This is a genomic window from Lentimicrobium saccharophilum, assembly GCF_001192835.1.
Classification (GTDB): domain Bacteria; phylum Bacteroidota; class Bacteroidia; order Bacteroidales; family Lentimicrobiaceae; genus Lentimicrobium; species Lentimicrobium saccharophilum.
Genome location: NZ_DF968183.1, coordinates 661,680 through 674,138, shown reverse-complemented (window position 1 = coordinate 674,138; position 12,459 = coordinate 661,680). Strand labels below are relative to the sequence as shown.

Annotated in this window: 9 protein-coding genes; 6 read left to right on the top strand and 3 right to left on the bottom strand. The window is 45.5% G+C overall.

Annotation, left to right across the window (positions count from 1 at the left end):
• Positions 1–144 precede the first annotated feature (144 nt).
• The 6 genes from TBC1_RS14680 to TBC1_RS14650 all read left to right on the top strand — a co-directional run bounded on the left by TBC1_RS14680 (position 145) and on the right by TBC1_RS14650 (position 9,059).
• Positions 145–1,011: a sigma-70 family RNA polymerase sigma factor gene (locus tag TBC1_RS14680; RefSeq protein WP_062044575.1), complete on the top strand. Its 867-nt coding sequence runs from the start codon at positions 145–147 to the stop codon at positions 1,009–1,011.
• A gap of 142 nt (positions 1,012–1,153) precedes the next feature.
• Positions 1,154–1,570: a response regulator gene (locus TBC1_RS14675; RefSeq protein WP_062044573.1), complete on the top strand. Its 417-nt coding sequence runs from the start codon at positions 1,154–1,156 to the stop codon at positions 1,568–1,570.
• A 306-nt stretch (positions 1,571–1,876) separates the two neighbouring features.
• Positions 1,877–3,490 carry a CTP synthase gene (locus TBC1_RS14670; RefSeq protein ID WP_062044571.1) on the top strand — a complete coding sequence of 538 codons (1,614 nt, stop codon included), beginning with the start codon at positions 1,877–1,879 and terminating at the stop codon, positions 3,488–3,490.
• Positions 3,491–3,634: 144 nt separating this feature from the next.
• Positions 3,635–5,557 (top strand): membrane protein insertase YidC, encoded by a 1,923-nt coding sequence (yidC, locus tag TBC1_RS14665; RefSeq protein ID WP_062044569.1) that lies wholly within the window; start codon positions 3,635–3,637, stop codon positions 5,555–5,557.
• A gap of 412 nt (positions 5,558–5,969) precedes the next feature.
• Positions 5,970–8,027, top strand: coding sequence for a 30S ribosomal protein S1 (gene rpsA / locus TBC1_RS14655; RefSeq protein WP_236695680.1), 2,058 nt, complete (start codon positions 5,970–5,972; stop codon positions 8,025–8,027).
• Positions 8,028–8,141: 114 nt separating this feature from the next.
• Complete coding sequence (locus TBC1_RS14650; protein ID WP_062044565.1) at positions 8,142–9,059, top strand: ribonuclease Z; 918 nt, start codon at positions 8,142–8,144, stop codon at positions 9,057–9,059.
• Here TBC1_RS14650 and TBC1_RS14645 read toward each other — a convergent pair.
• From TBC1_RS14645 to TBC1_RS14635, 3 genes are all read right to left on the bottom strand, one after another.
• Positions 9,047–10,633 (bottom strand): GAF domain-containing hybrid sensor histidine kinase/response regulator, encoded by a 1,587-nt coding sequence (locus TBC1_RS14645; protein ID WP_062044563.1) that lies wholly within the window; start codon positions 10,631–10,633, stop codon positions 9,047–9,049. The two genes, TBC1_RS14650 and TBC1_RS14645, sit on opposite strands and share 13 nt — an antisense overlap.
• A 29-nt stretch (positions 10,634–10,662) precedes the next feature.
• Positions 10,663–11,520: a PAS domain-containing protein gene (locus TBC1_RS14640; RefSeq protein ID WP_062044561.1), complete on the bottom strand. Its 858-nt coding sequence runs from the start codon at positions 11,518–11,520 to the stop codon at positions 10,663–10,665.
• Between the two features lie 81 nt (positions 11,521–11,601).
• Complete coding sequence (locus tag TBC1_RS14635; RefSeq protein WP_062044559.1) at positions 11,602–12,372, bottom strand: tRNA threonylcarbamoyladenosine dehydratase; 771 nt, start codon at positions 12,370–12,372, stop codon at positions 11,602–11,604.
• Between the last annotated feature and the right edge of the window lie 87 nt (positions 12,373–12,459).

The following is a 12,459-nucleotide window of genomic DNA, read 5'->3' as shown; positions in this document are numbered from 1 at the left end:
ATAAGGGATGTGTATCTTACGCATCCCTTCAGGTGTATGTAATCGGACTCCACTCTTCCGGTTTCAGATTGAACTTAAAGTTGACAGAATTGTTAATAATCAGAATGGACAGGTCTTATCCTGCCTTCAAAACAAACCTCCGCTATGAGACAACTTAAAATAACCAAATCTATAACCAATCGCGAAACTGCATCGCTTGACAAATATCTGCAGGATATTGGCAAAGAAGAACTGATCAGCGCTGAAGAGGAAGTCCAGCTTGCCCAGCGTATACGTCAGGGTGATCAGCAGGCATTGGAGAAACTCTGCAAGGCTAATCTTCGTTTTGTGGTTTCAGTCGCTAAACAATATCAGAACCAGGGATTAAGCCTTCCCGACCTGATCAATGAGGGCAACCTCGGATTGATTAAAGCGGCTCAGCGTTTTGATGAAACACGTGGATTCAAATTTATCTCTTATGCCGTTTGGTGGATACGCCAGAGCATTCTTCAGGCATTGGCCGAGCAGTCGCGTATTGTGCGTCTTCCGCTAAACCAGGTGGGGTCATTGAATAAAATCAAGAAGGAGTCCTCCCGCCTCGAGCAGAAGTTTGAACGTCCTCCATCACCCGATGAACTGGCAGCAGCGCTTGAAATTCCCGAGTATAAGATAGATGCAGCGCTCAAGATATCGACCAGATATATTTCGATGGATGCGCCCCTTACTGAGGATGAAGATATGAAATTCATCGACATCTTTGTGGATGAAGATACCCCCGTAACCGATGCCGGTTTGATGCGCGAATCGCTGGCCAGGGAAATTCAGCGTTCGCTGGCAACCCTCACTGAAAAGGAGCGTGATGTTGTAAATCTCTATTATGGAATAGGTATGAACCATGGACTCACGCTCGAGGAAATAGGTGCCAAATTCGATCTGACCCGTGAACGTGTCAGGCAGATAAAAGAGAAAGCCATCCGAAGGTTAAAACACACCTCCAGAAGTAAACTGCTGAAGTCTTACCTGGGACAGTAGCCGGTATTTTACATCATTTTAGGCTATCAGCATTCACACTGGTAGCCTTTTTTTATTTTTTTTCAAATTATAGCCCGAAATCCGTATTACCTTTTTACTGATTCCGGATTAAGGGATAGTGAAAATGTATACACGGGAATTTATGGAATTCAGGCATGAATCTACTGTAATAGACATGGAAAAGGAAGACAGGTCGATAAGGATACTGATAGCTGAAGATAATCTGCTAAATCAGAGGATAATAGAGATCCTGATAAAAAGAATGGGATGGAATTATACCCTGGTCGGAGATGGTCTTGAAGCAGTAAATGAATGCCTCAACGGAGAATATGATGTGATACTTATGGATATAGATATGCCCCAGATGAATGGCTGGGAAGCAACCATAGAATTGAGGAGGAAAAAAGTAGAAATACCCATCATTGCATTAACAGCGTACTCGGAGGAGTCATTCCGCAAAAAAAGCTTTGAAGTGGGCATGGATAAGTTTCTTTCCAAACCATATGATAAAGATGAGATTTATGATGCAATTCTAAACAGTATAAAGGCGGGCAAATGATCATAAACGGGATTCCCGGTCTTTTCAAAAAACTTAAAAAACTTTTCATAATTTCTTAACAGGTTCTCGCTTTTTAGCCGGAGGTTTGTATTTTTGCTGCCTGACATTCAGAAGTCAGGATGGTCTATAATACGTTGAATGACGGGTTTCGGGAGAACGGTAAATTCAGGTTCAGGCAGTTGCTGACAACCTTAAAGATGTATAATCCGATCTTCTGTATTGATAGATCTGCACGTCCTCTCTTTTGTACACTTTTTTCCGGTTGTTTACCGGAATTAATAATGATTTTAAAAAACAACAAGTAGAATGCCATCAACAAAGTATGTTTTTGTTACCGGAGGTGTGGCTTCATCGCTGGGAAAGGGGATTATTTCAGCTTCGCTGGCCAAATTGCTGCAGGCAAGGGGTTTCAGCGTAACCATCCAGAAACTGGATCCCTATATAAATATTGATCCTGGTACACTGAATCCTTACGAACATGGAGAATGTTTTGTGACAGAGGACGGTGCTGAGACGGATCTGGATCTTGGTCACTACGAGCGTTATCTGAATGTACCTACATCGCAGGCTAATAACGTTACGACGGGACGTATTTACCAGTCGGTGATTGAAAAGGAGCGACACGGCGATTACCTTGGCGAAACAGTTCAGGTTATCCCTCACATTACCGATGAAATAAAAAGAAGAATCAAACTGCTTGGAAATGAAGGCAAATACGATTTTGTGATCACGGAGATCGGAGGAACCGTCGGTGACATCGAATCCCTGCCTTACATTGAATCTGTCCGTCAGATGCGCTGGGAGATCGGAACGGATTGCCTGGTGATTCATCTTACACTGGTTCCTTATCTTGCTGCCGCGGGGGAGCTGAAGACCAAGCCCACCCAACACTCTGTAAAGGCGTTGCTTGAACAGGGGGTACAACCTGATATCATCGTATGTCGTACCGAAAAGCATCTCAATGAAGGGATGCGCAATAAGATTGCCCTCTTTTGTAACGTGGACCCTACGGCAGTGATAGAATCCATTGATGCCGAATCAATTTACGATGTGCCGCTGCTGATGCGTGACGAAAAACTTGATGTAGAGGTGCTTGAGAAAATGCGCATGCCTGCCAGCCATTTGCCGGATCTCAGAAAGTGGGAGGAATTCCTTTACAAACTTAAACACCCGAAAAATCAGGTTACCATTGGTTTGATCGGCAAGTACGTGGAGTTAAAAGATGCCTATAAATCAATAAACGAAGCCTTTGTGCATGCCGGTGCAGTGAATGAATGCAAGGTAATGGTCAGGCCAATCCATTCCGAAAGCATAACCCCTGAAACGGTGGCTGCCTCGCTCGAAGGGCTTGACGGAATTCTGGTTGCGCCCGGATTCGGGAACCGCGGCATTGAAGGAAAGATTGAATCCATTCGCTTTGCCAGGGAAAATAATGTGCCTTTTCTTGGTATTTGCCTGGGAATGCAGTGTGCCGTGATAGAATTCGGACGCAATGTGCTTGGTTTAAAAGGCGCAAATTCAACAGAGATGGACCCTGATACCAAACACCCTGTGATTGATATTATGGAGGCCCAGAAAAATATCTGTAATAAGGGCGGAACAATGAGGCTGGGAGCATACCCCTGTACCATAGCCGACGGCACAAAAGCCATGGCAGTCTACGGAAAGGCAGAGATAACCGAAAGGCACCGTCACAGGTATGAATTCAACAATTTTTATCTGGATCAATACCGGAACGCAGGGATGCTTACTTCAGGGATAAACCGTAAGGATGATCTGGTTGAGATTATCGAGTTACCGGAGCATCCCTGGTTTGTTGGGATACAGTTTCATCCTGAATACCGCAGTACTGTTGCCAGTCCTCATCCTTTGTTTGTTCATTTTGTTAAAGCTGCACTGGATTTCAGTCTTCGCAAATAAAGGTCACCATCATCAGGGCATTGCAAATGCCGGTAATCTGGCGGTAAGATTTGTGCAGGAATCTTCAGGATATTTTATTTTGGTGCATTTCCCTGCTTTTAATTAATTTTGCCTCCTTCTTTTCATTTACTTTATCTTATTTTCATGAACAAGAATTCTATCATTGGCCTGCTTCTGATCTTCGCCATTATGATTGGTTACACTGTGATGATGTCACCATCCAAAGAAGAGCTGGAAGCCAGGAAGCGCACCCAGGATTCCATTGCTGCGATTCAAAGGGCAGTATCTGATTCAGTCCGTGTTCAGCAGGCTCAGCGTGAAGAGCTGAAGAATTCCGTTGCAGAAATGCCATCCCCGGCACAGGATATCGATTCCGGAGCGCTGGTCGCTGCCAGGAACTCTGTATTCGGGCCATTTGCAGTTTCCGCTTCAGGAGTTGATAAGGAATTTATTGTTGAGACTGACCTGCTTAAACTCACCGTAAGTAATAAGGGCGGACGAATCAGTAAGGTTGAATTAAAAGAGTATAAAACTTTTGATGGTAAGCCTGCAATTCTTTTTGTGCCGGATTCCTCCATGTTCGAACTGGCTTTTTTCACTGATGTAAGGCCGATTACAACCGGTGACCTTTATTTTCTGCCTTCATGGACCGATCAAAGATTTCAAGGGCAGGATGAACTGAGAATCAGTGGGAATGATTCCCTGCAGTTTGCCATGAGGCTGTTTGCCGGAAGCTCTGACAGCATTGCATTGCCCGATAGCTATATTGAATATCTCTACACGGTAAAAGGCGACAATTATATGGTTGACTTTGAGGTGAATTTTGTCAATATGGAGGGGATAATTGCACCCAATACAAAAGAACTGAATATCAACTGGAATGCACGTTTGCTGAGGCAGGAGAAAAATCTCGAAAATGAGAAACTTAATACAACCATACATTTCAGGCATTCTGACGGTGAAGTGGACTACCTGAGCGAAAGAAAGGATGACAGTAAGAACATCAATACCCGCGTTAAATGGGTTTCCTTTAAGCAGCAGTTTTTCTCTGCTTCACTGATCGCCGGAGAGTTGTTTCAGAATGCCGAATTGTCGAAAGTGCGGGAACCTGAAAAAGAGATGAAGTACCTTGAACAGATGCAGGCTGTTCTTTCTCTGCCTTTCAATCCCATGGTCGATAAAAGTCTCGGGATGTCATTTTATTTTGGCCCGAACAAGTATAACCTGATGCGCAAGTACAAGCTGGATCTTGAACGACAGATACCGCTTGGCTGGAGTTTCTTCTTAATGCAATGGATCAACCGTTTTGCTGTAATTCCTGTCTTTAACTTTCTTGAAGGGTTTAACCTGAATTATGGCATTATCATATTGATTCTTACGATATTGTTGAAAATCGTTCTCTTCCCGATTGCATACAAGACTTATATGTCTTCGGCCAAAATGCGCCTGCTTAAGCCTGAAGTGGACGAGATCAACGCAAAGTATCCGAAGAAAGAAGATGCGATGAAAAAGCAGCAGGCTACCATGACCTTGTACAAAAAGGCCGGGGTGAACCCGATGTCGGGCTGCGTTCCCATGCTGTTGCAGTTCCCGATCCTGCTTGCCATGTTCCGTTTCTTTCCTGCTTCCATCGAATTGAGGCAGGAGTCTTTCCTTTGGGCGCATGACCTTTCGAGTTACGATTCCATACTCGATCTGCCTTTTACCATCCCTTTCTATGGTGACCACGTGAGTCTTTTCACCCTGCTGATGACCATATCAACCATTATCTACACCAAGATAAACAACGATATGATGTCGACCGGAAATCAGATGCCGGGAATGAAAACCATGATGTACCTGATGCCTGTGATGTTCCTCGGATTCTTTAACAGCTATTCCTCCGGACTAAGCTATTATTATTTGCTGGCTAACCTGATGACCTTCGCGCAGATGTACGTTATCCGTCGTTTTGTAAATGAGGACAAACTTCATGCTCAGATTCAGGAAAACAAGAAAAAGCCTGTGAAGAAGTCAAACTTCCAAAAAAGGCTTGAGGAGATGGCAAAGAACCAGGGTAAGAAGTAGTTTTTAAATCTGCAGCAATCAGAAGTCCTTTTAAGTCTGCTTTTGCCACTATCCGGATATCTTTCCCGAGGGTGGCAAAAGTTGTTTAATGGGGTAAACTCTTTCTGCTTTGTTTGGCACAGTTACCTTATGAGTGCTTAACAATACAGGCTGTCTTCTGCGTCATCTTCCTGGTCTTGTAAGTAAGCGGGTTATTTATTCTGCATTAATAAGAAAGAAATACAGGCCCGATGTTTTTTTCTCTTTGAAAATTAACTTCTTACCTTCCTGATAATAAAATATTTTTTTACCTTTGCACCCCGGTTTGGCCGGCGCTTCTATGGCCCGGCTATGGGAGTGATCCTGTCCGTCTGAACCGCATAACTCACTTATTATTAACCCGGTATCGCAGGATGCCACAAAGAAGAAAAGAATGACAAACGACGAATTAAACGTCAACGGGGAGTTGACCAATGCTGAAAACATGCCTGAAGAGGTCAATGCTGAGGTGAATGAAACCCCGGTTGCAGAAGAAGCAGAAACCATTGCTGAAGAGGCTGAACCCGCTAAGGCAGAAGAAGTTGAAGTTGTTGCAGAAGTTGCCACTGTAGTAGAAGTTGACGATGATGATGAACCTACTGTTGAAAAACTGAAAGCTCCGCTGACACAGCAGGTTTCACTTGAAAATTTTGATTGGGACGCTATCGGAAAGAAGCATGAAAACTACTCCTCCGATGAGCGCTCGAAACTTGAATCATTGTATGACGAAACCCTCAGTTCCATCGTTGAGCATGAAGTGATCGACGGAACTGTAGTTGCCATAAGCAGCCGAGAGGTTGTGGTGAACATCGGATTCAAGTCCGACGGTGTAATTCCGCAGTCGGAACTCCGTTATAATCCAAACCTGAAAATCGGCGACAAGATTGAGGTGTACGTTGAAAGCCAGGAAGACATGGGTGGACAGTTGCTGCTTTCACACAAGAAAGCCCGCATCCTCCGTTCATGGGAGCGCGTAAATCAGGCGTTTGAAAAAGAAGAAATCATCAATGGTTATGTGAAGTGCCGCACCAAAGGCGGGCTTATCGTGGATGTATTCGGTATCGAAGCCTTCCTCCCCGGTTCGCAGATAGATGTGAAGCCTATCCGTGACTATGATATCTATGTAGATAAAGTGATGGAATTCAAGGTTGTGAAAATCAACCAGGAATATAAGAATGTGGTTGTTTCGCACAAAGCCCTTATTGAGGATGAACTTGAGCAGCAGAAAGCCGACATCATCAGCAAGCTTGAAAAGGGACAGATTCTTGAAGGTACGGTGAAGAATATCACCTCTTACGGTGTATTTGTTGATCTCGGCGGTGTTGACGGTCTTGTGCATATTACCGATCTTTCATGGGGACGTATCAATCATCCGGAAGAAATTGTTCAGCTTGACGAGAAGATCAAAGTGGTTATCCTCGACTTTGATGAAAACAAAAAGCGCATCGCCCTCGGTCTCAAACAGCTTACCCCGCATCCGTGGGATTCACTGGATGAAAACATCAAGGTTGGTGATAAAGTTAAAGGCCGCGTAGTGGTCATTGCCGATTATGGTGCATTTATCGAGATTGCAGCCGGTGTCGAAGGACTGATTCACGTTTCAGAAATGTCATGGTCGCAGCACCTGCGCACCGCTCAGGACTTCCTGAAGGTAGGTGATGAGGTGGAAGCCGTTATCCTTACCCTCGATCGCGAAGAGCGCAAAATGTCACTGGGTATTAAGCAACTGATTCCGGATCCCTGGACCAACATCAAGGAAAAATATCCCCTTAACTCCAAGCATGAAGCCACTGTCCGCAACTTTACCAATTTCGGTATTTTCGTTGAACTTGAAGAGGGCGTTGATGGTCTGATCCATATTTCTGACCTTTCATGGTCGAAGAAGATCAAGCATCCTGCTGAATTTACCAAAATCGGTGAGAAGATTGAGGTAATGGTACTTGACGTGGATGTTGAGAACCGCAGGCTGAGCCTGGGTCACAAGCAGCTTGAGGAAAATCCCTGGGATGTATTTGAGACCGTGTTCTCGGTTGGTTCGGTTCACAAAGGAACCATCACCAGCGCAAGCGATAAGGGAATGGTGGTAGCACTGCCTTACGGCGTTGAAGGTTTCGCACCCCTGCGTCATCTTGTCAAAGAGGACAACACCACGGCTAAGGTTGATGAAGCCCTTGACTTTAAGGTAATTGAGTTCTCGAAAGACAACAAAAAGATTATCCTTTCACATTCACGGATTTTCCAGGATGCAACCAGCGCCGAGCGTATTAAAGAATCAGCTGCCAAGGAAAGTGCCGAAAATTCAACCAAGCGTGCCGTTAAGAAGCTGAAAGATAACCTTGAAAAGACTACCCTGGGTGATCTTGAAGCACTGGCTAACCTCAAATCAGATATGGAGCAATCGGAAAAGAATGCTAAAAACAAGAAATCCGAAGCCGAACCCGGTCAGGAATAATATCTGAATTCTAATAAAAAGATCCCCGCAAGGGGATTTTTTTTTGCTTGTCATATCAGTTTTGAAGGTAATATTGATGACTTTTACAGCCGCTTTTGAATGCAATAACTGTTCATGATGAAGAAATTTGAAGTAACAATACTGGGGAGCAGTGCCGCTTTGCCTGCCCGCAACCGTAATTTACCGGCCCAGGTGGTAAATTACCGCGACCGTCTGTTTCTGATAGACTGTGGTGAAGGTACGCAGATGCACCTGAAAAGGAACAGGATCAGGATGGGCAGGATCAACCACATCTTCATCTCCCATCTGCATGGTGATCATTTTTACGGCTTGATCGGACTTGTTTCGACTTATCATCTGCTGGGCAGGAGGGAGGCTTTGCACGTATACGCTCCTGCGCTGCTTGAACGAATCATCCGGTTGCAACTAGAAGCATCGGAAACTACGCTTTTGTATCCGCTTATATTTCACACAACACAGCATATTGTGCCGGAAGAAATCTTCAATGACGGAAGAATTTCCGTAACGAGTCTTCCCCTGCTTCACAGGGTGCCGACTACAGGGTTCCTGTTCAGGGAGCAGCCTCATCCCAAAAAACTGCTCAGGGATGTCGCTGATAAGTATGAAGTACCTGTGGCAGCCTTTGAATCGATTCGCAATGGTAATGATTATATTGATGAGGATGGCAATCATATTTACAATACCTTGCTGACACAGGAGTCTGCCCCGGTGAGATCATACGCCTATTGCTCTGATACCGGTTTTTATGAGCCATTGGCGGATATGATCAGGGGTTGCGATCTGATGTATCATGAAGCAACCTTTATGCAGGACCTGTTGGCTTCTGCCCGGGAGAAGCAGCATGCAACGGCAGCTGATGCCGCCACCATCGCGAGGTTATCCGGCGCAAAACGATTGCTTCTTGGCCATTTTTCAGCGAGGTATGAGGATCTTCAGCCATTGCTTGATGAGGCAAAGGCAGTTTTCAGTCAATCTGAACTGGCTGAAGATGATGCTACTTATGAGGTCTGATTCCCGTAAAGGATTCCTGAAAAAAGTCTGAGCAGCGTCTTTTTATCGTAAGGTTTGGGGAGATAGTGAGAGCATCCGTTCGAAAGCAGTTTTTCACGGTCACCGTGCATGGTATAGCCCGTAACTGCTATGATGGGCGTGTTTTTATTGGTTTCAAAATTCTTAACCTGGTGGGCAATTGATAATCCATCGGGCCCTGCGCCAAGATTAATATCCATCAGGATGGCGTCATACTTTTTTCTCTTTATTTTTTCGATGGCCACATACCCGTTTTCAGCCATTTCCGTATTGCAGATTTCCCTGAGGTAGAGTGCGGCCAGGCGCCGGTTTACTTCGTTGTCTTCAACAATCAGCACGTCAGGAATCGGGCCGCGGCTAAGACGGTGCGTGCGTATGATTTCAGCGGTTTCGGTGTCGAGGTCAGGTTCCTGAATGTCGGGCAGGGTTAGTGGTAATGCTACATAAAAATCAGAACCTTTTTCCTGCACACTTTCAACCCATATTCTTGCATTCAGCAGGCGGGCAATCTTGGCGCAAAGCGACAGGCCAAGTCCGCTGCCTTCAAAAGTGCGCGAAAAGCCTTCACTTACCTGTCTGAATTCTTCAAAAATCATTTTATGGTGCTCAGGAGCAATACCGATGCCTGTGTCGCTGATGCGGATGATTACTTCGGTGCTGGTCTTGTCAAGAGTATAAGCGCTTACTGAAATTCCACCGTCGATCGTAAACTTCAATGCATTATCCAGCAGATGGTGCAGCATCTGCCCAAGCAGTTTTTCATCGGCCATCACATGAAGACCGGGCGGCAGGGAAGTGCGCAGATACAGGCCTTTGTCGCTGGCAATGGAATGGGCAACCTTAAGCAGGGGATTGAAAAGCAGGCGCGTGTTGACCGGTTTCAGGTTCAGGGTATGTTTGTCCGCTTCAATGGCCGAAAGGTCGATGATTGAATTAAGCGTTGACATCAGGCGGCTGGCAGATTTAAAGATGGTGGACGCCATCGATTTCATCCGGGCATCTTCAATTTCTTCGGTAAGGATTTCAGAAAATCCAAGGATGCCGGTCATCGGTGTCCGGAGCTCATGGCTCATATTTGCCAGTAATGATGATTTCAGCCGGCTTGAATCTTCTGCAACGTTTTTCGCTTTGATCAGGGCTTCATCGCTGCGGATACGTTGTATGGATAGGGCGATTTGCTCAGATACGAAAATGAGGATGTTTTTTTCATCTTCACCATAAGTGATGTCGGTTGAATATGACTGCAACGAAAGGACTCCCAACACTTTTTCATGTGTTTTCAATGGGACGCCCAACCATGATTGCGGAATGCGGGATGATCCGGAAATAATCCTTTCACTGATCATCAGTTCAATTGCCGGAGCAGAAACCAGCAGCGGTTCACCGGTGCGCAGCACATAACCGATCAGTCCACCCAATGCTGAATCAGGATCAGGCATGCCTTCCTGATCGACACAGTAGGGGAAATGAAGTTTGCCTTCTTCTCCGTTGGTCAAAGCGATCATCAGGTTGGGGGAGGGCATGTGGGAAGCGATAATCTGGTGAATGGCTTCCATCAAAGGCGCAAGATTATGCTGCGAATGGATCAGCTGTGATATCTGAAAAGCTGAAGCCTTGAGACTTTCTGCCTTATATAGGAACTGACATCCTGTATGGTACCTGACCATCGGCTTAATTCTCCATGACTGGTATATTCAAGCTGGGATTCGCAGTGCAGAAACCGGACTTTACCCTGTTTATCAACAATCCTGTAATCATTGCTGTAGGTATTCAGCTTCTGATCCCTGACGGCATTAAGTAAATTTTTGTGCTTTTCCAGATCAGCCGGATGAATCAGGCCAAAATGATAGAGCATTTCAGGAGTGGTTTTATCCCCTGTGTCGTCAATCCCCAGCAGTTGAAAGAAATTCCAGGTCCTGATTGACGGTACCGGTCCGAAAGTAACATCCCAACTGCCTATTTCCGAAAGTTGTTGTACCTGCTGAAGCCGCATCTGGCTTTCGCGAAGGGCAGCCTGAGTTTCTTCAAGCATGGCAGATGACGCGGCACTGCTGCCTGCTGAATGGTCCTGGTCCTTAATTAAAGGGGTAAGCGAGACGATACGGTGAGGCTCATTCCCGATATTGATGGTCTTTTTCGCAATGGTGCAGGCGATTTCTGAGTCTGAGGCAGTTTTCAGATGGCACATGCCCTGCTCTGAACCATTGAGAGATCCATAGGACACAATGGAATCAGGGTTGATCAGTAAGGCAATGTTTCGTCCGGTGATCTTGTTTTCCGGATAACCGCTCAATGAAAGAAACGGGGGATTCGCTCTCAGGATTGTCCAGAATTTGTCGGTAATCAATGCAGGCGAAGGATAATAATCTATCCAGTTAAACTTTTCGTTGAGTTTCAGTTCATCCCTGCTTATGTCTTCGTACTCAAACCAGTTGGATACCATTAAGTTATACTTAAATCCCTGTTAAGATTCAACTTGCAGGGGGTAAAATTAATATTTATGACGGAATTTTAAAGAAAAATGTTAAATGCCTGTTATAACCTGACCGGTTGGTAAGGCCGGTTCTTCATTGGAAAATTGCGTAATATCCTGTATTACAGCGGCTGCGCAAAAGCAACCGAAAATGGCAGGCATATAGGAGATGGTGCCAACGGTCGATTTTTTATTGATTTCACCTTCAGAAAGCTCTACCGCGCTGCGCGATACCTCTTCAGGCGACCACACAGCTTTAAAGCCTTCCCAAATTCCGAGTTTGTGCAGGCGTTTGCGCATGTAATAGGCCAGTTTGCAATTGTTTGTGGCTGAAATATCAGAAATTTTTACCTGCATGGGATCAAACTTCCCGCCTGCACCCATCGAACTGACCAGCGGCATTCCAAGCCGCAGCGTGTGGTATATCAGGTAAACCTTTGGCGAAAGGGTGTCGATCGCGTCGATGACGTAATCATATCCTTGTTCGAGGATCTCGATCATCCGCTCGTCTTTAATATACTCCTGAATGGTTGTCAGCCGGACTTCAGGATTGATGTCCATCAGCCGCTGTGCCATAACCATTGTTTTTGGCATGTGATGGGTGCTGATAAGGGCAGGTAACTGCCGGTTCCGGTTTGTATGATGCACCCTGTCGCCATCCACAATGGTGATCCTTCCAATTCCGGCCCTTACCAATTGCTCGGCGGCGTAAGCACCTACACCTCCCAATCCGGCTACCAGTACATTGGTAGCATGCAGTTTGTTCAGCTTTTCTTCGCCAAGCAGCAGCCGGGTCCGGGATTGCCAGTCAGAGGGATTCATCGTTTCAGTTTTTCTCGACAAAGTTAAGAAAAGTTGGGTGTATAATCCATTTTAGCGATACTGCAAGCGCCGCAGGGCAGCCCGTTC

Bases quoted from the DNA above. Each gene is read 5' to 3' on its own strand.
- TBC1_RS14680 (WP_062044575.1), top strand. From the start codon at position 145: ATGAGACAACTTAAAATAACCAAATCTATAACCAATCGCGAAACTGCA.
- TBC1_RS14675 (WP_062044573.1), top strand. From the start codon at position 1,154: ATGGAATTCAGGCATGAATCTACTGTAATAGACATGGAAAAGGAAGAC.
- TBC1_RS14670 (WP_062044571.1), top strand. From the start codon at position 1,877: ATGCCATCAACAAAGTATGTTTTTGTTACCGGAGGTGTGGCTTCATCG.
- yidC (WP_062044569.1), top strand. From the start codon at position 3,635: ATGAACAAGAATTCTATCATTGGCCTGCTTCTGATCTTCGCCATTATG.
- rpsA (WP_236695680.1), top strand. From the start codon at position 5,970: ATGACAAACGACGAATTAAACGTCAACGGGGAGTTGACCAATGCTGAA.
- TBC1_RS14650 (WP_062044565.1), top strand. From the start codon at position 8,142: ATGATGAAGAAATTTGAAGTAACAATACTGGGGAGCAGTGCCGCTTTG.
- TBC1_RS14645 (WP_062044563.1), bottom strand. From the start codon at position 10,633: ATGGAAGCCATTCACCAGATTATCGCTTCCCACATGCCCTCCCCCAAC.
- TBC1_RS14640 (WP_062044561.1), bottom strand. From the start codon at position 11,520: ATGGTATCCAACTGGTTTGAGTACGAAGACATAAGCAGGGATGAACTG.
- TBC1_RS14635 (WP_062044559.1), bottom strand. From the start codon at position 12,372: ATGAATCCCTCTGACTGGCAATCCCGGACCCGGCTGCTGCTTGGCGAA.